Origin of the sequence: Nocardioides luteus (genome assembly GCF_000960475.2) — a bacterium.
Lineage (GTDB): Bacteria > Actinomycetota > Actinomycetes > Propionibacteriales > Nocardioidaceae > Nocardioides > Nocardioides luteus_A.
The window spans coordinates 126,357-148,157 of sequence record NZ_JZDQ02000012.1 but is presented as its reverse complement, the minus strand read 5'-3'; the positions used below and the strand labels follow the sequence as shown (position 1 = coordinate 148,157).

20 protein-coding genes are annotated in these 21,801 nt (G+C 69.3%); 7 read left to right on the top strand and 13 right to left on the bottom strand.

Annotated elements, in window-relative coordinates; genetic code table 11:
- The first annotated feature begins 12 nt into the window (after nucleotides 1-12).
- A complete protein-coding gene (locus tag UG56_RS10615; RefSeq protein WP_045547336.1) occupies nucleotides 13-456 on the top strand; it encodes a VOC family protein in 444 nt (147 codons plus the stop codon).
- A 73-nt stretch (nucleotides 457-529) separates the two neighbouring features.
- Complete coding sequence (locus tag UG56_RS10610) at nucleotides 530-1,195, top strand: GOLPH3/VPS74 family protein (protein WP_045547335.1); 666 nt, start codon at nucleotides 530-532, stop codon at nucleotides 1,193-1,195.
- A gap of 60 nt (nucleotides 1,196-1,255) precedes the next feature.
- On the opposite strand, the gene UG56_RS10605 is transcribed toward UG56_RS10610, so the two are convergent.
- The gene (locus UG56_RS10605) at nucleotides 1,256-2,365 is read right to left on the bottom strand and encodes an epoxide hydrolase family protein (protein ID WP_045547334.1); all 1,110 of its coding nucleotides are present in this window, start codon (nucleotides 2,363-2,365) and stop codon (nucleotides 1,256-1,258) included.
- Between the two features lie 113 nt (nucleotides 2,366-2,478).
- Between UG56_RS10605 and UG56_RS10600 the strand changes: the two genes are divergently transcribed.
- Nucleotides 2,479-3,444 (top strand): helix-turn-helix transcriptional regulator, encoded by a 966-nt coding sequence (locus tag UG56_RS10600; protein WP_045547359.1) that lies wholly within the window; start codon nucleotides 2,479-2,481, stop codon nucleotides 3,442-3,444.
- On the opposite strand, the gene UG56_RS10595 is transcribed toward UG56_RS10600, so the two are convergent.
- The 9 genes from UG56_RS10595 to UG56_RS10555 form a co-directional block, all read right to left on the bottom strand.
- Complete coding sequence (locus tag UG56_RS10595) at nucleotides 3,405-4,157, bottom strand: DUF3626 domain-containing protein (RefSeq protein WP_045547333.1); 753 nt, start codon at nucleotides 4,155-4,157, stop codon at nucleotides 3,405-3,407. The two genes, UG56_RS10600 and UG56_RS10595, sit on opposite strands and share 40 nt — an antisense overlap.
- A complete protein-coding gene (locus tag UG56_RS10590) occupies nucleotides 4,154-4,825 on the bottom strand; it encodes a glutamine amidotransferase-related protein (RefSeq protein ID WP_045547332.1) in 672 nt (223 codons plus the stop codon). The genes UG56_RS10595 and UG56_RS10590 overlap by 4 nt, the downstream gene beginning before the upstream one ends.
- Nucleotides 4,822-6,624: a methionine--tRNA ligase gene (metG, locus tag UG56_RS10585; protein WP_045547331.1), complete on the bottom strand. Its 1,803-nt coding sequence runs from the start codon at nucleotides 6,622-6,624 to the stop codon at nucleotides 4,822-4,824. Before metG ends, UG56_RS10590 begins: the two co-directional genes overlap by 4 nt.
- A gap of 48 nt (nucleotides 6,625-6,672) precedes the next feature.
- The gene (locus UG56_RS10580) at nucleotides 6,673-7,890 is read right to left on the bottom strand and encodes a peptidoglycan recognition protein family protein (protein WP_052693208.1); all 1,218 of its coding nucleotides are present in this window, start codon (nucleotides 7,888-7,890) and stop codon (nucleotides 6,673-6,675) included.
- A 96-nt stretch (nucleotides 7,891-7,986) separates the two neighbouring features.
- Complete coding sequence (locus tag UG56_RS10575) at nucleotides 7,987-8,538, bottom strand: maleylpyruvate isomerase family mycothiol-dependent enzyme (RefSeq protein ID WP_256206547.1); 552 nt, start codon at nucleotides 8,536-8,538, stop codon at nucleotides 7,987-7,989.
- Nucleotides 8,539-8,550: 12 nt separating this feature from the next.
- Entirely contained in the window at nucleotides 8,551-9,099 is a 549-nt protein-coding gene (locus UG56_RS10570) for a TIGR03086 family metal-binding protein (RefSeq protein WP_045547357.1), read from the bottom strand.
- Nucleotides 9,100-9,149: 50 nt separating this feature from the next.
- Complete coding sequence (locus tag UG56_RS10565) at nucleotides 9,150-9,884, bottom strand: hypothetical protein (RefSeq protein ID WP_052693206.1); 735 nt, start codon at nucleotides 9,882-9,884, stop codon at nucleotides 9,150-9,152.
- 67 nt (nucleotides 9,885-9,951) lie between these two features.
- Nucleotides 9,952-10,596 (bottom strand): mycothiol-dependent nitroreductase Rv2466c family protein, encoded by a 645-nt coding sequence (locus tag UG56_RS10560; RefSeq protein WP_045547329.1) that lies wholly within the window; start codon nucleotides 10,594-10,596, stop codon nucleotides 9,952-9,954.
- Nucleotides 10,597-10,637: 41 nt separating this feature from the next.
- Nucleotides 10,638-12,296 (bottom strand): CHAP domain-containing protein, encoded by a 1,659-nt coding sequence (locus UG56_RS10555; RefSeq protein WP_045547328.1) that lies wholly within the window; start codon nucleotides 12,294-12,296, stop codon nucleotides 10,638-10,640.
- Between the two features lie 201 nt (nucleotides 12,297-12,497).
- Here UG56_RS10555 and pepN point away from each other — a divergent pair, with 201 nt between their 5' ends.
- Nucleotides 12,498-15,041, top strand: coding sequence for an aminopeptidase N (pepN, locus tag UG56_RS10550; protein WP_045547327.1), 2,544 nt, complete (start codon nucleotides 12,498-12,500; stop codon nucleotides 15,039-15,041).
- 250 nt (nucleotides 15,042-15,291) lie between these two features.
- Nucleotides 15,292-17,538 (top strand): RNA polymerase recycling motor ATPase HelR, encoded by a 2,247-nt coding sequence (helR, locus tag UG56_RS10545; RefSeq protein ID WP_045547326.1) that lies wholly within the window; start codon nucleotides 15,292-15,294, stop codon nucleotides 17,536-17,538.
- Between the two features lie 26 nt (nucleotides 17,539-17,564).
- On the opposite strand, the gene UG56_RS10540 is transcribed toward helR, so the two are convergent.
- Nucleotides 17,565-17,855, bottom strand: coding sequence for a hypothetical protein (locus UG56_RS10540; protein ID WP_045547325.1), 291 nt, complete (start codon nucleotides 17,853-17,855; stop codon nucleotides 17,565-17,567).
- 87 nt (nucleotides 17,856-17,942) lie between these two features.
- On the opposite strand from UG56_RS10540, the gene UG56_RS10535 reads away from it, so the two are divergent.
- Nucleotides 17,943-18,893: a mechanosensitive ion channel family protein gene (locus UG56_RS10535; protein ID WP_045547324.1), complete on the top strand. Its 951-nt coding sequence runs from the start codon at nucleotides 17,943-17,945 to the stop codon at nucleotides 18,891-18,893.
- A gap of 67 nt (nucleotides 18,894-18,960) precedes the next feature.
- On the opposite strand, the gene UG56_RS10530 is transcribed toward UG56_RS10535, so the two are convergent.
- Complete coding sequence (locus tag UG56_RS10530) at nucleotides 18,961-19,386, bottom strand: OsmC family peroxiredoxin (RefSeq protein WP_045547355.1); 426 nt, start codon at nucleotides 19,384-19,386, stop codon at nucleotides 18,961-18,963.
- A gap of 89 nt (nucleotides 19,387-19,475) precedes the next feature.
- Between UG56_RS10530 and UG56_RS10525 the strand changes: the two genes are divergently transcribed.
- Complete coding sequence (locus tag UG56_RS10525; RefSeq protein WP_008363455.1) at nucleotides 19,476-19,856, top strand: globin; 381 nt, start codon at nucleotides 19,476-19,478, stop codon at nucleotides 19,854-19,856.
- A gap of 15 nt (nucleotides 19,857-19,871) precedes the next feature.
- Here the strand turns inward: UG56_RS10525 and UG56_RS10520 are convergent, their stop codons facing one another.
- Nucleotides 19,872-21,770, bottom strand: coding sequence for an amino acid transporter (locus tag UG56_RS10520; RefSeq protein WP_045547323.1), 1,899 nt, complete (start codon nucleotides 21,768-21,770; stop codon nucleotides 19,872-19,874).
- Between the last annotated feature and the right edge of the window lie 31 nt (nucleotides 21,771-21,801).

Genomic DNA, 21,801 nt, shown 5'->3' with positions numbered 1-21,801 from the left:
GAGACGATCCGGATGGCAACGCTCAACCCCTACATCAGCTTCAGGACCGAGGCCGCCGAGGCGCTCGAGTTCTACCGGTCGGTGCTCGGCGGCACCGTGGAGACGATGACCTTCGAATCCATGGGTGACGCGATGGGTCCGGTGCCGCCCGAGGCGAAGGATCTGGTCATGCACGGCTCGCTCACCCTCGACGACGGCCTCGTCCTGATGGCGGCCGACACACCTCCGGGGATGGACTACGTCGCCCCCACGGCCGGCGTCACCGTCGCGATGACCAGCACCGACCCGGCCGACCAGCCGCGCTTCGCGGACTACTACGCCAAGCTCTCCGAGGGTGGCACCGCCGGGATGCCGTTCGCGCAGGCGCCGTGGGGAGACTACTTCGGCCAGTTCGACGACAAGTACGGCGTGAGCTGGATGTTCGACGTCGCCGGGCCCGAGTCGGAGAACGCCTGACCAGACCAAGGTCGGGTGAAGTTGGTCCTTTCGTAGGAGGTGCGGACGGCCGCGCCGCCGTAACGTCGAGGGCATGCTCATCGCCGAAGACCTGCTGCTGCTCGTGCTCGACGACGAGAAGGGCACGCTCGCCTCGTCGTGGGTCCAGCAGGCGCTTGGCGGCGCGATCCTGACCGAGCTCGTCATGACGGGCTCGGCCCAGGTGATACCCAAGTCGGGACTCACACCGGCCACGGCCGTGGCGGTGCCGGGCCGGCGGCCGGACGAGCCGGTCCTGGCTGCTGCGTACGACTCGTTGGCGGCCAAGCCGCTGACGGCCAAGAACGCCGTGACCGGCCTCGGCAAGGGCCTGCACGAGGCGCTGGCGGCCCGGCTGTGCGACCGCAACATCCTCAAGCGTCGCGACGAGAAGATCCTCGGCCTCTTCCCGCGCACCACCTGGCCGGCCCGCGACTCGACCCACGAGAACGCCGTACGCGGGCAGCTGGCCGCCGTCCTCGTCCAGGGCGCCACCCCCGACGCCCGGACCGGGCCGCTGATCGCGCTCCTCTCCTCGATCGACCTCGCCCACAAGGTGGTCGACGCCCGCGCGGTCGGCGCCGGAGCGGTCAAGAAGCGGGCGAAGGAGATCGCCCGGGGCGACTGGGCGGCCAAGGGCGTCAAGGATGCGATCGACGAGGTCACCGCGGTCATGACGGCGGTGATGGTCGCCACCACCGTCACCACGACGGCCACCTGAAAACGTGCTCGAGGATCGCAGCCGTGGGGGGACTGCGATCCTCGAGCTACACCCCAGCTCTCAGGCGAAGAAGGCCTTCAGGTCCGTGACGATGTCGCCGGGGCGCTCCAGGGCGGCGAAGTGGCCGCCCTCGGGGAACTCCGACCAGTGCTGGATGTTGGCGTTGTCCCGCTCGGCCAGCGACCGGATGGTCTGGAAGTCGTCCTTGAAGACCGCGACCCCGATCCGCCCCTGGGAGACCTCCGGCTCGCGCTCGGCGTGCCCCTCCTCGTAGTGGTAGCGCGCCGCCGAGGCGTAGGAGTTGGTGAGCCAGTAGTAGGTCGCCTGCTCGATCACCTGCTCGGGGGTGACCAGCGAGGTGCCGTTGCCGAAGGACTCGAAGAGCTCGCTGTAGGCCAGCGTCCCGACGGGTGAGTCGGCCAGCGCCGCCCCGACCGTCTGCGGGCGGGAGCCGTTCATGGCGTTGTAGCCGCCGACCGACTGGAACCACTGCATGTGCGCCAGGGCTGCGTACTCCTTCGGCCCGAAGCCCTCGAACTCGCTCGGGTCACCGGACGGGAACGAGAACAGCTGCAGGACGTGGGCGCCCAGGAATCCCTCCGGGTTCAGGATCGCCAGCTCGCGGCCGACCATCGCCCCGCCGTCGCTGCCGTGCACCCCGTAGGAGTCGTAGCCGAGCCGGCGCATGAGGACGTCGTACGCCTCGGCGACCCGCTTCATCGTCCAGCCGGTGTCGACGACTGGCGTCGAGAGCCCGAAGCCCGGCATCTCCGGGATCACCAGGTGGAACTCGTCGGTCAGGGAGTCGATCATCGGGAGGAACTCCAGGAACGAGCCCGGGTAGGTGTGGGCGAGCAGGAGCGCCTTGGCGTCCGGGTTCGAGGAGGGTACGTGGACGAAGTGGATGACCTGGCCGTCGATCTCGGTCAGGTGGTTGGGGACCGCGTTGATGCGCTCCTCGACCGCCCGCCAGTCGAAGCTCTTCCAGCGCTCGACCATGTCGGCGAGGTAGGCAGTCGGGGTGCCGTAGTCCCAGGAGTCACCGGGCACGCTCGGGGCGAACCGGGTGCGGTCCAGGCGGGCGCGGAGGTCGTCGAGATCGGCCTGCGGGAACTCGACGGTGACGGTGCTGATCTTGTTGCTGATCTCGGTGCTGACCTGCGTGTTCATGACTTCTCCTTGGTGGTTTCCGACCTTGTGAGACCCACGTTAGGAAGGGTTCCGGCAAGCCTGATTCCGCAATTTCGCTGGCCCGAGAATCTTTTTTGAAGCACGCTGAGCCCGTGCTGGAAACCTCCGCGCGACTCCTGGCGCTGCTCGGCCTGCTGCAGTCCTCGGCCGGCTGGACCGGCGCCGACCTGGCCACCCGGCTCGACGTCTCCGAGCGCACCGTGCGCAACGACATGACCAAGCTCCGCGACCTCGGCTACCCGGTGGAGTCGGTGCGCGGCCCCGGCGGGCGCTACCGGCTCGGCACCGGTGGCAACCTCCCGCCTCTCCTCCTCGACGACGAGGAGGCGGTCGCGGTGGCCGTCGGGCTCCGGGCCGCCACCGGCATCGCCGGTGTGGCCGAGACCAGCGCCCGGGCGCTCGCCAAGCTCGACCAGGTGCTCCCCGACCACCTGCGCCGCAAGCTGGCCGCGGTGGTCGACGCCATGGAGGCCGGTCCGGTCAACACCGACAGCAACGTCCCCGACCCGGACGTCGACGCCGGCACACTGCAGGCTCTGGCCACCGCGATCCGCGACGGTCAGGGCGTACGCGCCGACTACCGCGACGAGCCGATCGAGGTCGAGCCCTACCGGCTGGTCTCCTGGCAGCGCCGCTGGTATCTCGTCGCCCGTGACCCGCGCACCGACACCTGGACGCCGCTGCGGGTCGACTGGCTGCGGCTCAAGGTCCCCGGCGGCCGCCCGTTCCGTCCGGCTGCCCCGGGGTTCGACCTCACCGAGTTCGTCGTACGCGAGGTCGCCCGCACCGGCTGGGCCGTCCACGCCCGCCTGGTCATCGCCGCCTCCGCCGAGGAGGTCATCTCCCGCATCAACCCCGCCGTCGGCACCGTCGAGCCGATCGCTCCCGACCGCAGCGTCCTGGTCACCGGCGGCGACAGCCTCGAGGTCGTGGCCGTCTGGATCGGCATGCTCGGCCTCGACTTCACCGTCGAGTCACCCCCGGAGCTCCGCGACCACCTCGAGATCCTCGCGAAGCGCTACGCCGCCGCCGTGGACCTTCCGAACCTCGCCAGGTAGTGCCAGACCCGCTTGACGGACTGCGGGTCATGGTCGCCCGACCGCGCGGCGTCCCCGAGAACATCGGGCGTGAGTACGTCACCCAGCGACCGTGCCAGGTCGACGTACTCCTGACCGCGGTAGCTCGGATCGAGGCCATCGGTGGCGACCCGGAACCCGGGATGCCACTCCACCGCGCAGCCGAGGTCGGCGGCCGCGGCCTCGACCGACGTGTTCCGGAAGCAGGGGTCGAGCACGACCGCCTCGACGTCCCGCTCGATGACGACGCCGCCGTGCACGTGCGCCTCGACGCACTCGTCGAGGGCGTCGAAACCGGAGGCGTCGGCCATCGCGGACAGGTGCGGCAGCATCTCCTGACCGCCGAAGTCCGTCGGCTCGAGGACCGAGTCGGGGAAGCAGAAGGTGCACCGCTCCAGCACCTCGGCACGAAGCCGGAGGTGGGCCGACCCGAACCGGATCGCGCCGCCGTACGGATCCCGACGGCGGTTCCAGGCTCCGTAGACCGGGCGGTCGGCGGCCGGCGCCTCGTCGTAGCGCCCGCCGAAGAGTCGGCTCTCCCACCACCACCGGTCCCCGCCCGGATGCGCGGTCAAGCCGCCGTTCGACGTCCCGGTCTCGAACTGCGAGCGGTACGTTCCGTCTCGTGCCAGCGACTCGATCACCAGCCCGCCCGCGTACGGCCAGTCGGGGTGGAACTGGAGCGTGACGCTCATCGTCGTGCGGCGACCGCGCTCACGAACGCGCGCACGAGCGGGTGGACCGGGGCGCCGGCGAGGGCACCGATGTGGGGCTGGAACATGCTGGTGACGTAGAACGGGTGGTCCGGGAACTCCAGGACCTCCGCGCCGGCGTCGTCCGCGGTGGCGCCGATCACGACGCCGGCCTTCTCCAGCGCGGCGATCGCCTCGGCGGTCGGGGCGTAGTTGCAGAAGTGCATCCCGACGAACGGCTCCGGCTGCCAACCGTCGAACCGCGTGCCGGGCACGGGCGTCACCAGCCGCTCCTCGCCGTAGAGCGAGCAGGCGAGCGCGGCGACCGCGTTGTCGTCGCCGGCGCCGTCGGACTCGGCGTGGGTCGCCGCGGAGCCGAGTACGTTGCGGGTCCACTCCAGCACCGCGTACTGCATCCCGCCGCACACCCCGAGGAACGGGATCCCCCGCTCCCGCACCACGGTGAGGGCAGCCATCACCGCGGCGTCGGAGGCGTAGGGCGAGCCGGGAACCAGCCAGACCCCGTCGTAGGTCGAGATCTCGAACCCGGAGTCGGTCGGCACCCACTCCGTCTCGACCCCGAGCTCGGCCAGCTGCGGCCGCAGCGCGTTGAGCTCCTGATGGCTGCGGTGTCCTCGGTCGTCGCCGAGGAGCGCAACGACCCGGGTCACGGCTCGATGCCGAGGCGGTCGAGCTCCTCGTCGACGATCGCGGTGTCCAGCTTCTGGAAGACCGGCGTGGGCTTCGAGACCGGGGTGCCGACGACGATCGGGTGGCGCTGCCACGAGGGCGCGCCGGAGTAGTCGCCGGTGATGATCGGGTAGGCCTTGCCGGTGTCGAGGTCCTCGACCTCTTCGATGTGGGGCATCGGGGCCACCTCACCCTTGCCGCCGAGGGCCTTGTCGATCTCGTTGGCGGAGAACGGCAGGAACGGCGACAGGATCAGGTTGAGGTCGGCGACGCACTGCGCCATCACGTGCAGCACGGTGCCGAGCCGCTCGCGGTCCTCGGGAGCCTTGGCGAGCTTCCACGGCTCGAGGTCGGTGACGTACTTGTTGACCTCGCCGACGGCCCGCATCGCCTCGCCGATCGCCTGCTTCTGCCGGTGGCGGCCGATCAGGTCACCGACCGTGGCGAACGCGCCACCGACGGTGTCCAGGATCGCCTGGTCCGCCTCGGTCAGCGTCCCGGCAGCGGGCAGCTCGCCGAAGTTCTTCGCGATCAGGGTGGCGGTGCGGTTGACCAGGTTGCCCCAGCCGGCGACGAGCTCGTCGTTCGTACGCCGCACGAACTCGGCCCAGGTGAAGTCGGAGTCGTTCGACTCGGGGCCGGCGGCGGCCACGAAGTAGCGGAACGCGTCGGGCTGGTAGCGCGAGAGCAGGTCGCGCACGTAGATCACGATCTTCTTCGAGGAGGAGAACTTCTTGCCCTCCATCGTCAGGAACTCGCTGGAGACGACCTCGGTCGGCAGGTTGAGGGTGTCGTACGCCCCCGGCTGGCCGCCCTTCGAACCCTGACCGTTGTAGGCGAGCAGCTCGGCCGGCCAGATCTGGGCGTGGAAGACGATGTTGTCCTTGCCCATGAAGTAGTAGGACAGCGCCTCCGGGTCGTTCCACCAGGCTCGCCAGGCCTCGGGGTTCCCGGAGCGCCGGGCCCACTCGATCGAGGCGGACAGGTAGCCGATGACCGCGTCGAACCAGACGTACATCCGCTTGGTCGGGTTCTCGCGCCACCCGTCGAGCGGGATCCGGATGCCCCAGTCGATGTCGCGCGTCATCGCGCGCGGGCGGATCTCCTTGAGGATGTTCTGGCTGAACCGGATGACGTTGGGACGCCACAGACCGGTCTGCTCGCGCTCGTCGAGGTAGGCGTGCAGCGCCTCGGCGAGTGCCGGCAGGTCGAGGAAGTAGTGCTGGGTCTCGATGAACTCCGGGGTCTCGCCGTTGATCTTGGAGACGGGGTTGATCAGCTGGTCCGGGTCGAGCTGGTTGCCGCAGTTGTCGCACTGGTCACCGCGGGCACCGTCGTACCCACAGATCGGGCAGGTGCCCTCGATGTAGCGGTCCGGCAGGGTCCGGCCGGTCGACGGCGAGATCGCGCCCTTGGAGGTCTGCTCGACGAAGTAGCCGTTGTTGTAGACCCCGAGGAACAGCTCCTGCACCACCGAGTGGTGGTTGGCCGAGGTGGTGCGGGTGTAGAGGTCGTAGGTCAGGCCGAGCGAGGTCAGGTCCTCGACGATGATCCGGTGGTTCTTGTCGACGAGCTCCTGGGGGGTCACGCCGGCCTCGTCGGCGGCGATCAGGATCGGGGTGCCGTGCTCGTCGGAGCCGGAGACCATGAGCACGTCGTGACCCGCCATCCGCATGTACCGACTGAAGACGTCGGAGGGCACGCCGAAACCGGCCACGTGGCCGATGTGGCGCGGGCCGTTTGCGTACGGCCAGGCGACTGCGGACAGAACATTGCTCATGGGCAGCATCCTAGTGAGCAGGTGCCACTTGTTTTATTCGCCGCCGCCTCAGTTGAACATCTGGTCGCGCTTGTAGGCGTACTTCCGGATCCACGGCAGCCACTTGGCGAGCTGGGCGCCCGGGCAGGAGGTCTCGTTGGTGTGGAAGTGGCCGTCGATGACCCAGACCCGCACCCGCCGCCCCGACGGGAACCGGTCGCTGCCCTGGGAGATCGTCTCGAGCGTGCCGCGCTCGTCGCGGCCGGCCATGTCGAGCTTCCAGGCCGCCATCCGCTCGGTCTTGATGAGGGCGTCGTCGGTGGGACGTACGTGCTCGAAGTTGCCGATCAGGGCGATGCCCATCGACTGGTGGTTGAAGCCGCGCGTGTGGGCACCCTTGACCAGCCGGTCGATGCCGCCGGAGCGGCCCTCCCAGGCGCGGCCGTACTTGTCGATGAGGAAGTTGTAGGCGATGTCGAACCACCCCAGTGACCTGGTGTGATAGCTGTAGATGCCGCGGATGATCCCCGGCACGTCGCCCTTGGAGTAGTTGTTGCTCGTGGCGGTGTGGTGGATGTGGACCTGCTTGAGCGAGGAGTTGTACTCCGGGCGGCCGTTGCGCCAGGAGTTGTTGGCGCCCCACTGCGCCCGGGTGAAGATCGTCGGCTTGGGCGCCCACCGCGGTCGCGATCGCGCGACCCGGCCGTTCGCGGCACTGCCGTCGGACGCGCTGCCGTAGCCCGGGTCCTCGTCGGCGTTCTTCGGAGCCTTGACGTCCTCCTGCGGCCCGGTGTTGATCAGGGTCAGCTTCAGGTCCTTGGGCTGCGCGCCCGCGACCCGCACCTGGACACCGCTGGCCCGGCCGGTCCACACCGGCTGGGTGCCCCGGCGCTCGACCTTGCCGCGCGCGGCGAAGGTCTCCTCGGCTCCGTCGGGGAGGTCCTCCTGCAGCGGCAGCTCCTGCCAGTCGCGCCACGTGTCGGACTTGCTCACCCGCATCTCGACCGTGGGCGTCTCCGCCCCGGACCAGGACACCCCGACCATCGAGAAGGTCGTGGTCCGCAGCTTCTCCGTCGCAGCCGCGCCGGCCGACCGCTCGGTCAGCCTCGGCGGCAGCTTCACGTCACGGGTGGCGATGCCGTCCTCGAGACGCGGCAGCTTGATCAGCTGGTCGTCGTTCTGGGCGGCCGCAGGATCCATCGACGACCCGATGGCAGGGACGAGCATCGACGCGCCGAGAACGACAGCGGTCAGGGTCACGGTGATGACGCGGGGGAAGCGGGCCATACCCTTGATTTTGGAGAATCAACGGCCCGACATGCCGCAAACCCCTGTGTTCGGTGTGTCGTCTGGGACCTCTGTGACTACTGAGGCCGCGCCCGTTCAGGAGCTCACGACGAACGGCACCGGCCGTCCGGCGTACGCAGCCAGGTGCTCGTACGCACCCGCCCCCTCCGGGGCCGAGAGCGCGTTGACGAAGGCCCGCCCCTTGCGCTCCGGCCCGAGGATGCGGTCCATCGCGACGACCGCCCGCTGGGCGACCGCCTCGTCGAGGCCGTCGGTCGGCCGGTCGAGCGCGGCGCACAGGTCCCAGGTGTGGACCGCGATCTCGGCCGACTGCCAGTCGGGGTCGACCATCACCATGTCGTCAGGGCCCACCTCGCGCCACAGGTTGATCAGCGCGTTGCCCCGGGTGCGCAGCTCCTCGCCGAGGTTGACCGCATAGTCCTCACGCCCGTCCCATCCGGGCGGGGAGCCCTGGAGCATCGTCACGAAGACGCGCGGCTGGGCGATCATGTGGTTGGCGAGCTTGCGCAGATCCCACTCCGGACACGGTGTCGGCCGGGTCAGGTCGTCCGCCGTGACGGTGTCGAGAAGCTCTGCTGCCTGCGTCAGTGCCCGCTGCAGCGCGAACACTCCCATCTGGTCAACCACACGACCATGGTCTCAGGCGGGCCTGCGTCCCGCGAAAGCAGCCAGCCGCTCGTAGGCCCCGGCGCCCTCGGGCGCAGCCACCTCGGGCTGGAAGGCGCCCGTGCGCATCTCCGGCTTCAGGGTCGCCTTCATGAAGTCCAGCGCGACCTCGGCCAGCTCCGGATCGAGCTCGGTGGACGGGACGCCGAGCGCCGTGGCGAGGTCCCAGGAGTGGGTGGCGTACTCGGCGACGAGCAGGCCGACCGGCACCGCCGGGCCGCCCTCCCCGTCGGTCGCGCCGGGCCCCTGGTCCCAGGCGTGGAGCACGTCGTCGGCGCCGACCCGGAACCTCGGCCCCCAGCTCTCGCTGACGTGCGGTGACGGCGCGCCCCAGTCGGGCTCCCCACCGTGCAGCATCGTGACGAAATTGGTCGCGTCGGCGATCACGTGGTCCGCCAGCGCGCCGACGTCCCACTGCTCGCACGGCGTCGGCCGCGAGACGCTCTCGGCGTGCACCCGGTCGAGCAGGTCGCCGGTCTGGTCGAGCGCCCTCGAGAGGATTCCTGCCTCGTCAGTCGCCATGAAGCCAACGTACGTCTTCGGCTGCCGACCCGTCACCACCCGATCCCCGACTACTCCATGTTGTCGAAGTCGATCTGCTGACGGGGCTTCGGCGCGACGATCTCGGTGGGCTCGTCGAAGGCGCTGAAGACCACGTCGGCGGCGTCCTTGCCGGTGTTGGACACCTTGACGACGTAGTGGGGCTCCTCGGCCCGGACATAGATCGTGCCCTGCTCGCTGCTGCGGTCCTCGAGCTTGATCACCGGCTGCCCGTCGACCTGGTCCTTCGACTTCTTGATCGTCAGGCCCTCGATGGTGCTCGGGACCAGCAGCTCGAGGAACTCGTCGGAGAGCTCGTCCCAGTCGCACAGCCCGGTGAGGTCGCCGAGGTCGTCGCCACCGACGACCCACTTCTTCCCCACCATCGCGAGGACGGCATCGGCGTCGCTACCGGCGTTGGCCTTCCAGAACGCCCGGTCGGCCTTGAACCAGGCCTTGCCTCCGACGACGAGCAGCGTCATCTCCCCGTCGGGCGTACCGATGGTGCCGGTGCAGTCGCCCGCCGTGGAGACGGTCATGTCGATCGTCATCTCGGCGCCGTCGTCGAGGCCGGTCCCCGAGAGATGGACCGACTCCAGCGAGCTCATCGACGCCTTCGCGTCGGCGAGGATCTTCTTGGGGGACTCGTCGGCGTACGACGTGTCCTTGCCCGAGGATGCAGTGCCGCCGCAGGCGGCCGAGCCGGCCACGAGGGCGGCCAGCGACAGAGTCAGCGCCAGCGGGCGACGCAATACGGTCAGGGTCATATGCGATGGTCCCACCGCCCGAACCCGCCGGCGACCTCAAATCGAGCGTCCTCGGTAGGCAGCGTCCTCAGCTGAAGTCGAGGTCGTGGACCCGGGCGCGCTTGAGCTCGTAGACGTAGGGGTAGGCGGTGATCAGCTGGAACCCGTCCCAGAGCTTCCCGGCCTCCTCGCCCTTCGGCGCCTTGGAGATGACCGGGCCGAAGAAGGCCGAGCCGTTCATCGCGATCGTCGGGGTGCCGACGTCGTTGCCGACCTGGTCCATGCCCTCGTGGTGGGACTTCGCGATCGCCTCGTCGTAGCCGGAGTCGTCCATCGCGTCGGCCAGCTCGATCGGCAGCCCGACCGAGGCCAGCGCCTCCTCGATCAGCGCGCGGTCGAAGTCGCGGCCCTCGACGTGACGACGGGTGCCCAGCGCGGTGTAGATCTCGGCCAGCTTCTCCTGGCCGTACTCGTTCTGCACCGCCATGCAGACCCGCACCGGGCCCCACGCGGTGGAGAGGAAGTCGCGGTACTCCTGCGGGATGTCCTTGTCCTGGTTGAGGTACGCCAGGCTCATGATGTGCCAGGTCACCTCGACATCACGCACCTTCTCGACCTCGAGGATCCAGCGCGAGGTGATCCAGGCGAACGGACAGGCGGGGTCGAACCAGAAGTCGGCGGCGGTCTTCTCGGAGGTCTTCTCGGACGGCGCAGCGGGGGTGGTCTGTGTCATATCCACACTGAACCACCCCCGCCGTGAATCTGTTCCTGCCGTCACCTGACGGTGGTGAAGTCACCCCCGCTGGCCCAGTAGGCGACCTCGTCGCCGCCGTAGGCGGCGGTGACGGCGTACTCCCCCTCGGGGAGCTTGACGAACGTGACCCCGGCCGCTCCACCGCTGAGCGTCTTGGTGACCGTACGTCCGCCGTTGGTCGTGATCTTGACCGTCCCGGTCGGCAGGTAGCCGGGGGCGGTGACCTTGACGGCGACCTCCGCCTGCCCGTCGCCTCCGGTCGCGGTGACCTGGACGTTCGGCTTGACCCGGACGCGGCCGCTGGGGCCGTACGTCTTGGTCAGCGTCTCGCCGCTGCCGGACCGGGCCACCACGGTGACGCTGAGGCGGTGGCCGACGTCGGCCTCCGTCGGATGGTACTTCTCGGTCGTCGCCCCGGAGATCGGCGTGTCCTCACGGGTCCACTGGTAGGAGAGGTCGACGTCCTCGCTGAAGCTGCCCGGGTCGACCTGCATCAGGCCGCCGAGACGGGTGCCGCCCTTCACGAAGCCGGCTGCCGTCTGAGCGAGCGTGCCGCCGGGCGGCGGCTCGGCCGGCTGCTCCGGAGCCTTGCCGCCACCGACGAGGGTGTCGGCGAAGGCGTAGGACCCCTTCGAGCGGTAGCCCTCCTGGACACCGACGACGACCGCGCCGATCCTCTTCCCCGAGGCCGATGCGGGCACCTTCAGGAAGCGGGACTTGGTGCGCGTGATCAGGGTCTTGTCGGCGTACCACCTGACCTCGCCGATCTTGGCCGACGGCTCGTAGTCCGCTCCGCCGACGGAGATCGTGGCGCCGACCTTCTGGGTGCCGCTGATCGTCGGTTGCTTCAGCACCTTGAACGTGCCCTGCTTGATCGGCGGCAGGATCTCGCTCATCGTCTTGGCCTGGCTGTAGTCGCGGCGGGTGCCGGTGAGCACGGCCGCGATCTGCTTGCCGGCGAGGTTGCCGGGGATGCGGAAGGTCTTGTTGGTCGCACCCGGGATCGGCTTCTTGTCGACGATCCACTGGTAGCGGATCTTGTTCGGGTTCGGGCTCCACGAGCCGGTGTTGACGGTGACCGCCTTGCCGACCTGCGCGGTCCCTTCGACCGTGGGCCGCTCGGTGACCGAGAGGCGCTTGTCGTTGAAGTGGATGAACCCGGTCGGGTAGTTCACCGAGCCCTTGCCGATCCGGCGCCAGCTGATGTCGCTGCCGTAGTTGGACTCCGAGATGGTGATCGAGTCCGAGTCGACCCGCTCGACGATCGCGACGTGCCCGAAACGGCTCGCGCTCGGGTGCGAGGAGTGCCACCAGGCGACGGAGCCGACCGTGGGCGTCCGGTTCGTCAGGTTGCTCAGCGCCACGCCCCAGTTGGTCGCGTTGCCCTCGCCCGACCAGGGGCGGGAGTTCGGCAGGCCGGTCTGGATCAGCCGGTACGCGACGTAGTTGGTGCAGTTCCGGCCGGCGTACATCCGCCAGTACATGCTTCCCCACGCACTCTCGTAGCCACCGGTGGAATAGCCCTTGCTGCGGCAGTCCGAGAAGCCGGAGCAGAGCGTGATCGAGCCCGCGTGCGCCGGTGATGCCAACTTAGGGATGACTTGTACACCGAGGCCGACGAGCAGCAGAACCGCGCCGGTGACCAAGGTCCGGCGCAGCGCCCCGCCAGGCTTCCCCACCCGGCGCGACTCCTGTGAATACTGGTGTTTCTGTGACTTGAGGGGCACAAGAGCACCCTAGAGAAAGTTGTCAACCATTGATACCGGTGTGTCGGAATTACAACACTGTATTTTTACTTTCCACGCTCAACGACTCCCAAGAACGGGCAACAAGCGCGATATAAATGTCTCGAAATCCGGGCAGAATGAGAGGATCCAGGCATGCCTGGAACCAATCTGACGCGCGCCGAAGCCACCGCTAGGGCCGCACTGCTCGACGTCCTCTCGTACGACATCGATCTCGACCTCACCACGGGCCCCGAGACCTTCGCCTCGACGACGACGATCACCTTCACCTCCACCGAGGCCGGCGCCTCGACCTTCGCCGATCTCGTCGACGCGACCGTCCACGAGATCACCCTCAACGGCGTCGCGCTCGACCCCGCGGTTGCGTACCAGGACTCCCGGATCCAGCTCGACGGCCTCGCCGCCGAGAACGTGCTGGTCGTCAAGGCCGACTGCACCTACTCCCACACCGGCGAGGGCCTGCACCGCTTCGTCGACCCCGCCGACGACCGCGTCTACCTCTACTCCCAGTTCGAGGTCCCCGACGCCCGCCGTGTCTACACCACCTTCGAGCAGCCCGACCTCAAGTCCGTCTTCACCTTCCACGTGACCGCCCCCGAGGGCTGGAAGGTCGTCTCCAACGCCGCCACCCCCGAGCCGAAGCCGCTGGGCGACGGCCGCGCGACCTGGGACTTCGAGCCCACCAAGAAGATGTCGACCTACATCACCGCGCTGATCGCCGGTGAGTACCACGAGGTCCAGGACGTCTACGAGGGCAAGTTCGGCACGATCCCGCTGGGCCACTACTGCCGCCAGTCGCTGGTCCCCTACCTCGACCGCGACGAGGTCGTGAAGATCACCAAGCAGGGCTTCGAGTTCTTCGAGGACGCCTTCGACTTCCCCTACCCGTTCGGGAAGTACGACCAGCTCTACGTGCCGGAATACAACATGGGCGCGATGGAGAACGCCGGCGCCATCACGCTGCGCGACGAATACCTGCCGCGCTCCAAGCAGCCGCGCTCCTTCTACGACTTCCGCGCCTCGGTGATCCTCCACGAGATGGCGCACATGTGGTTCGGCGACCTGGTCACCATGAAGTGGTGGGACGACCTGTGGCTCAACGAGTCCTTCGCCGAGTGGGCCTGCTACCACGCCCAGGCCAACGCGACCGAGTTCACCGACGCCTGGACCGGCTTCACCAACGCGCGCAAGCAGACCGGCTACCGCCAGGACCAGCTGCCCACCACCCACCCGATCGCCGCGGACAACTACGACCTGCAGGCCGTCGAGGTCAACTTCGACATGATCACCTACGCCAAGGGCGCCTCCGTCCTGAAGCAGCTGGTGGCGTGGGTCGGGCTGGAGCCGTTCCTGGAGGGCCTGAAGGCCTACTTCAAGGAGTTCGCCTACGGGAACTCCGAGTTCAAGGACCTGCTGCGCCACCTCGAGGCCGCCTCCGGCCGTGAGCTGCAGGGCTGGGCCCAGGAGTGGCTGCAGACCGCCGGCGTCAACACCCTCGCCCCCGAGTTCACGCTCGCCGAGGACGGCTCCTACGCCGCCTTCGCGGTCAAGCAGAGCGCTGCCGCCGACTATCCGACGCTCCGCCGCCACCGCATCGGCCTCGGCCTCTACGACCTGGTCGACGGCTCGCTCGTCCGCCGGGACGCGTTCGAGATCGACGTCACCGGTGAGCTGACCGAGGTCCCGCAGCTGGCCGGCGTCAAGCAGCCCGACCTGCTGCTGCTGAACGAGGGCGACCTGACGTACGCCAAGATCCGGCTCGACGAGCGCTCGCTGGCCACCGCGCTGTCCTCGCTGTCGGTGCTGGACGACTCGCTCTCGCGCGCGCTGATCTGGGGCGCGGCCTGGGACATGACCCGCGACGCGGAGATGCGGGCCAGCGACTTCGTCGAGCTCGTGCTCGCCAACATCGGCCAGGAGACCGACGCCTGGGGCGTCACCCGGATCCCGGTCTTCGCCGCCCAGGCGGTCAACTCGTTCTCGGCCCCGGCCAACCGCGACGCCCTCAAGGCGCGCTGGGAGAGCGGGCTCAAGAGCCTGCTGGAGGGCGCCGCCCCGGGCAGCGACCACCAGCTGACCTTCGCCCGGACGTACGCCGCGGCTGCCCGCTCCGAGGCCGCGATCGCCGACCTCCAGGCGCTGCTCTCCGGCGACCTGGCCTACGACGGTCTCGAGATCGACCAGGACCTGCGCTGGGCGCTGGTCACCGGCCTGGCCGCCTCGGGCACCTTCGGTGAGGCCGAGATCGACGCCGAGCTCGAGCGCGACAACACCATCTCCGGCCAGGAGAAGGCGGCTGCGGCCCGCGCCGCGCAGCCCACCGCCGAGGCCAAGGCGGCGGCCTGGGACGCGGTCGTCGTCCGCACCGACGTCGCCAACGAGACCGCCCGCTCGATCGTGCTCTCGTTCCAGCGCAGCGGACAGGACGAGGTGCTGGCGCCCTACGTCGACCGCTACTTCGAGGCCGCCGACACCCTCTGGGACCACCTCGGCACCCACCGCGCCTCGACGGTGCTGGAGTTCATCTTCCCGAAGCCGGCCGCCTCCCCCGAGCTCCTGGAGAAGGCCGACAAGTGGCTGGAGACCTCCCCCGCCGAGCCCGCCGCCAAGCGGTTCGTGCGCGAGGGACGTGACGAGGTCGCCCGCGCCCTCGCCGCTCAGGAGCGCGACGCGCAGTAGGCCTGCCGCCGAGTCGGCTCGTCCTGACCACAATCCCCGCCGAGTCGGCGCGTTCGAACGCGCCGACTCGGCGGGGTTTTGCGTCAAGATGCGCCGGCTCGGCGCCTGAAAACGACGAATGGAAGGGAGAAACTCTCCCTTCCACTAACAACTTTATAGCGCACCCAGGGGCTTGAAACAAGCCCCCCGGATGGGGGCAGAATCTCCTCCTCGAACAGGTAAAGCGCCTGTTCAGACAGGGGATTCAACGTTGCAAGCATTCGATCTCGCGGGCCGTCACGATGCGAAGGCGGACCCGGCACTGATCGCCGATGACGAGCGGCACTTCGCCGCCATCGGGCAGAGCCTCGAGGAGCAGATCGCCGAGCTCAACGAGCGGCTGGACGACGTACGCCGCCGGCCGGGCGGTCACGGGCAGGAGGCGATGGACCGCGATCTGGAGGTGCACCGGATCGGTGGGCAGCTACGGATGTTGCGCAGGTTCAGCCTGGACCTGTGTCTGGGCCGGATCGTCACCGAGTCGGGCGACACGATCTACATCGGGCGCCTCGGGCTGACCGCCAGCGACGGAAGGCGGCTGCTGGTCGACTGGCGCTCGCCGGCCGCGGCGCCGTTCTTCGCCGCGACGCACGCCGACCCGCGCGGGCTGCTGAGCCGGCGTCGCTACCGCTGGACCAACGGGCGGGTCACCGACTACTGGGACGAGGTCTTCACCGCCGAGGGGCTCGAGGGGCATGCGGCGCTGGATGACCAGTCGGCCTTCATCGCCACCCTCGGCAGCAGCCGCTCCCCGCGGATGCGCGACGTGCTCGGCACGATCCAGTCCGACCAGGACGCGATCATCCGTGCGTCCTCGCGAGGCGCCCTGGTCGTCGACGGCGGCCCGGGGACGGGGAAGACCGTGGTGGCGCTGCACCGCACGGCGTACCTCCTCTACTCCGACCCGCGGCTGGGCGAGGGCAAGGGCGGGGTGCTGTTCGTGGGACCGCACGAGCCCTATCTCTCCTACGTCGCGGACGTGCTGCCGAGCCTGGGTGAGGAGGGCGTACGCACCACCACGCTGCGGCGGATGATCCCGGAGGGTGCCTCGCTGCTGCCGGAGACCGACCAGGAGGTCGCCCGGCTCAAGGCCGACGCCCGGATGGTCGCGGCGATCGAGCCGGCGGTCGCGCTCTACGAGAAGCCGCCGTCGAAGCCGACGCTGGTCGAGACGCCCTACGGTGACGCGGTGATCAGCGTCGGCGACTGGGCCGAGGCGATCGCGGCGGCGGAGCAGGGTACGCCGCACAACGACGCCCGCGACCAGGTCTGGGACGCGCTGCTGAGGATCGTGACCGACAAGATCCAGGCGAACGGCGCCGGCGACCCGGACCGCGACTACGACGCCGACGTCGATCTCGACGACTGGGGCGACTCCGACCAGGAGGAGGACGAGTTCGACGCGTACGGGCTCGTCGACGAGGACGCGGTCGACGCCCTTCGCGCCTCGCTGGAGACCAACGCAGGCCTCCTCGACGTCTTCGGCGAGGTCTGGCCGCGGCTGCGGCCGGCCGACATCGTCGGGGACCTCTGGGAGGTGCCGGCGTTCCTGCGGATGTGCGCGCCGTGGCTCACGCCCGAGGAGGTGAAGCACCTGCAGCGCGACCAGGTTGTTCAGGCCGGGCAGGCGTGGACCGAGGCGGACCTGCCGCTGCTCGACGCCGCCCACCGCCGGCTCGGCGACCCGGACGCGTCGCGGCGCCGGAGCGCCAAGAAGGCGGCCGCGGCGGCCGACCGCAAGGCGAAGGCCGAGGTCGTCTCGGACCTGATCAGCCACGACGACTCCGAGATGAAGGTGATGTCGATGCTGCGCGGCCAGGACGTGCGCACCGCGCTCCTGGACGACTCGGTCCGCGAGCCCGACGAGCTCGACCCGTACGCCGGACCGTTCGCGCACATCGTCGTCGACGAGGCCCAGGAGCTGACCGACGCCGAGTGGCAGATGCTGATCAGCCGCTGCCCCTCGCGCAGCTTCACGATCGTCGGTGACCGGGCCCAGGCGAGGCACGGGTTCACCGAGTCGTGGCAGGAGCGGCTCGAGCGGGTCGGTCTGGACCGGATCGAGATGGCCGGCCTGAGCATCAACTACCGCACGCCCGAGGAGGTGATGGCCGAGGCCGAGCCGGTCATCCGGGCCGCGCTCCCCGACGCCAACGTGCCCACGTCGATCCGTGCCTCCGGCATCCCGGTCCTCCACGGTCCCGTGGCGGATCTCGACGAGATCCTCGACACCTGGCTCGCCGAGAACGCGGAAGGCATCGCCTGCGTCATCGCCGCGGGCTCACCCGACACCGACGAGGGCCGGGTACGCCGCCTGAGCCCCGAGCACGCCAAGGGGCTCGAGTTCGACCTGGTCGTGCTGATCGAGCCCGAGACGTACGGGACCGGGATCGAGGGTGCGGTGGACCGCTACGTCGCGATGACGCGGGCGACCCAGAAGCTCGCCATCCTCAGGTGAACAGTCTCAGCTGAGCGACCCGAGGGTCAGTGCGTCGCGGCGGGGAGGTTGTCGTCCTCGGCCTTGTGGGGCTTGGGGAGCAGCCCCTCGCCGCGGAGCACGCCGGGCAGGAGCACCAGGAGCGAGATGACCACCATCAGGATCACCGGGATGAGCAGGATGAGCAGGAGCAGACCGGAGGCGGTCATGTCCTCGGCGATCGGCCAGCCGTTGGGAACCTCGGCGCTGGCGGGGCCGGCGGTAGCAACAGAGGCGACGACGGCGGCGGTGGCGGAGGCGCCGAGCAGGCCGGCGCGGCGCAGGATCTGGTTGCTCACGGGCAGATACTAACCGGCGTACCTGTGTGCCCCCATCCCCACCCAGAGATTCGCACCTGCCCTTGACCGCGTTGGATACTGGAGCGCATGTCCATTCCCCCGAACCCTCCATTGCTCTCGGTCTCCTGGTCGAAGCTCGGCGAGTGGGTGATCGGCATCCCGCTGCGCATCCTCGGCCTGATCGTGCTGGCCATCGTGCTCCGCTGGGTGCTTCACCGGGTGATCGACAAGGTCGTCCACCGCGCGGTCGAGGCACCGGCGCTGGCCGGGAAGATCACCAGGATGCACGAGGCGGGCGAGGAGATCCACGCGAGCTCCCGCCGCAGCCAGCGCGCCCAGGCGATCGGCTCGCTCTTCAAGAGCGTCGTCACCGGCGTCCTGGTCGCGGTCTTCGCCACCATGATCCTGTCCGAGCTCGGCATCAACATCGCCCCGATCATCGCCTCCGCCGGGATCGTCGGTCTGGCGCTCGGCTTCGGCGCCCAGTCGCTGGTGCGGGACTACCTGTCCGGCATCTTCATGATCATCGAGGACCAGTACGGCGTCGGCGACAGCATCGAGGTCAACAACATCAGCGGCACGGTCGAGGCCGTGACCCTGCGGATCACCCGGCTGCGCTCGCTCGACGGCACCGTCTGGTACATCCCCAACGGCGAGATCCTCACCGTCGGCAACCACAGCCAGAACTGGGCCCGCGCCGTCATCGACGTCGGTGTCGGCTACAACGAGGACCTCAACAAGGTCCAGCGCGTCCTCCGCGAGGTCTCCCACGACCTGTGGATCGACGAGGAGTTCAAGGGCCAGATCATCGAGGAGCCCGAGGTCACCGGTGTCGAGGCGCTCGCCGCCGATGCGATCACCGTGCGGGTGCTCGTCAAGACCCTGCCGCTCAAGCAGTGGGCGATCGCCCGCGAGATGCGGCAGCGGATCAAGGCCCGTCTCGACTACGAGGGCATCGAGATCCCCTTCCCGCAGCGGGTCATCTGGCACCGCGAGGAGAAGGACGCCGCTGCCCAGGAGCAGAAGGCCAACGCCTGACGTACGAGATGGTTGATGCCCGGCCGAGGCCGGGCATCAACCATCTTTCGTCAGAGTCGTCGCGGGCTCAGGCGAGCGCGGCGTCCAGGGTGATCGTGGTGCCGGCGAGGGCCTGGCTGACCGGGCAGCCGGCCTTGGCGGCCTCGGCGAGGCTGACGAAGGTCTCGTTGTCGAGGCCGTCGACCACACCGCGGGTGGTGAGCTTGATGCCAGTGATGCCCTTGCCGGGGGTGAACTCGACCTCGGCGCTGGTCTCCAGGCTGGTCGGCGGGGTGCCGTTCTCGGCGAGACCGTTCGAGAAGGCCATCGAGAAGCAGGACGAGTGAGCGGCGGCGATGAGCTCCTCCGGGCTGGTCTTGCCGCTGGGCTCCTGCGAGCGGGCCACCCAGGTGACGTCGTACGTCCCCAGGCCCGAGGAGTCCAGCGTCACCTTGCCGGCGCCCTCGAAGAGGGAGCCCTCCCAGACGGTGGTGGCGGTGCGGGTGGTGGCCATCTTCATCTCCCAAAGATCGTGTGTGTGCGTACGCCCCCGATCCTGCCACGGCCCCACGGAGGACGCAGCGTGGAAGGCCGCGTGGAACAATGGTTCAAGTGACGTTCTATGAGGAGATCGGCGGGATGGACACCATCCGCACGATCGTGGCGAAGTTCTACGAGGGCGTGGCGACCGACGAGCTGATGCGGCCGATGTATCCCGAGGAGGACCTCGGCCCGGCCCAGGAGCGGCTGACGCTCTTCCTGGCCCAGTACTGGGGCGGCCCGACGACCTACTCCGAGCAGCGCGGCCACCCGCGGCTGAGGATGCGCCACGCCCCGTTCGAGGTCACCTCGGAGGCCCGCGACCGCTGGCTCCAGCACTTCCGCGAGGGCCTCGACGCCGCCGGGCTCACCCCCGAGCAGGACGCACAGTTCTGGGCGTACGCCGAGCATGCGGCGAACTTCATGATCAACACCCCGAGCTGAGCCCGGACCGACCACTCAGCCCACGTGCACGTGCGGCCGCCGGGTCCGGTCCGGCTCGGCGCGCCGCAGGATCTCCCGGGTGGTCGGGGCGACCTCGCCGACCCCGATGAACAGGAACCGCAGCAGGTTGGTGACCGGGTTGCCCTCGGTCCACTCGAAGTAGATGTGCGGCACCACACCGGTGACGTCGCGAACGTGGAGCAGCGTCGCGGCCAGCGCGTTGGGCACGGACGGCGCCTCCAGGCGCAGCACGCGGCGGCGTCCGATCACCTCGCCGCGTACCGTCAGGGTGCCTTCGAAGTCGGACGGGTCGGTCACGAGCACCTCGACGAAGATGAGGTCGGTCTCGTCGGCGAGGTCGTTGTCGGCGACGATCTGGGTCAGCTTGTCCTCGTACTCCTCCGGCCCCTCGGTGCCCTCGTGCTCGTTGGCGATCAGCCGGATCTGGCGGCGAGCGCACTCGCGCAGGAACGTCTTGGCCTTCTTGTCCAGCTCGACGCCGGTCACGCGCAGCTCGAAGGAGCGCATGATCCGGGAGATCAGCGAGACCGCGATGATCGCGGCGATGAAGCAGGCGGCGATCTTGACGCCGTCGGGCCGCTCGATCACGTTGGAGACCGTGGTGTAGGCGAACACTGCCGCGATCAGGCCGAACAGGACCGCCCGGACCCGCTGGCCGGCCTTGCGCGCGGCCAGGGTCACGGCCACCGCGGCCGACAGCATCAGCACGAGCACACCCGTCGCGTACGCCCCGCCCTGGGCGTCCACGTCGGCGTCGAAGATCCAGGTGATCAGGAACGCTGCCGCCGAGATCGTGACGACCAGCGGCCGGGTCGCGGCGGCCCACTCCGGCGACATCCCGTAGCGCGGCAGGTAGCGCGGGATCAGGTTGAGCAGACCGGCCATCGCCGAGGCTCCGGCGAACCACAGGATGAGGATCGTCGAGATGTCGTACGCCGTCCCGAACGCGCTGCCCAGAAAGTCGTGCGCGAGGTAGGCCAGCGCCCGGCCGTTGGCCTCGCCGCCCTCCTCGAACTTCTCGGCCGGGATGAGCAGCGTGGTCACCCAGGAGGAGGAGATGAGGAACACGCTCATCGTCAGGGCGGCGGTGGTGAGCAGCTTCCTCGTGCCCCGGATCCGGCCGGCGGGGTCCTCCTCGGTGTCACCCGCGTCGCCCTTGACCTGCGGCATCACCGCGACGCCGGTCTCGAAACCGCTCATCCCGAGGGCGAGCTTGGGGAAGACCAGCAGCGAGACGGCGATCATCGTGGTGATGTCGCCGTGCTCGACGAAGAGCGCGTCGTTCCAGCGGGCGAAGACGCTCGGGTCGCTGAGCACGTGCACGAGGCCGACGACGATCACGATGGCGTTGAGGGTCAGGTAGATGACCACCAGGGCGACCGCGATGCCGATCGCCTCCCTGAAGCCCTTCAGGAAGACCGCGGCCAGGGCGGCCAGCAGCACCAGGGTGATCACCATGTTGTGCCCGTCCCAGGTGGACGGGAAGAGCGGGTTCTCCACCACGTGCGCCGCGCCGTCGGCGGCCGAGAGGGTCATGGTGATGATGAAGTCGGTCGCGGCGAAGCCGAGCAGGGCGAGCACGAATGCCTTGCCGCCCCAGCGGGACAGCAGCCGTTCCAGCATCGCGATCGAGCCCTGGCCGTGCGGGCTCTCCTCCGCGACGCGTCGGTAGACCGGAAGCGCGCCGAACAGGGTCAGCGCGACCAGGACCAGGGTCGCGATCGGGGAGAGTAGCCCGGCGGCGAGCGCCGCGATGCCCGGCTGGTAGCCCAGCGTCGAGAAGTAGTCGACCCCGGTCAGGCACATCACCCGCCACCACGGGTGCTTCTTCTCGTGGGTCTCGGCGGGTTCGGCAGCGCCCGGGAGGCTGCTCGCCGTGGTCACTGCGGTCACGCTTCAATTCTTCAGCCCGATCGACCCCGAT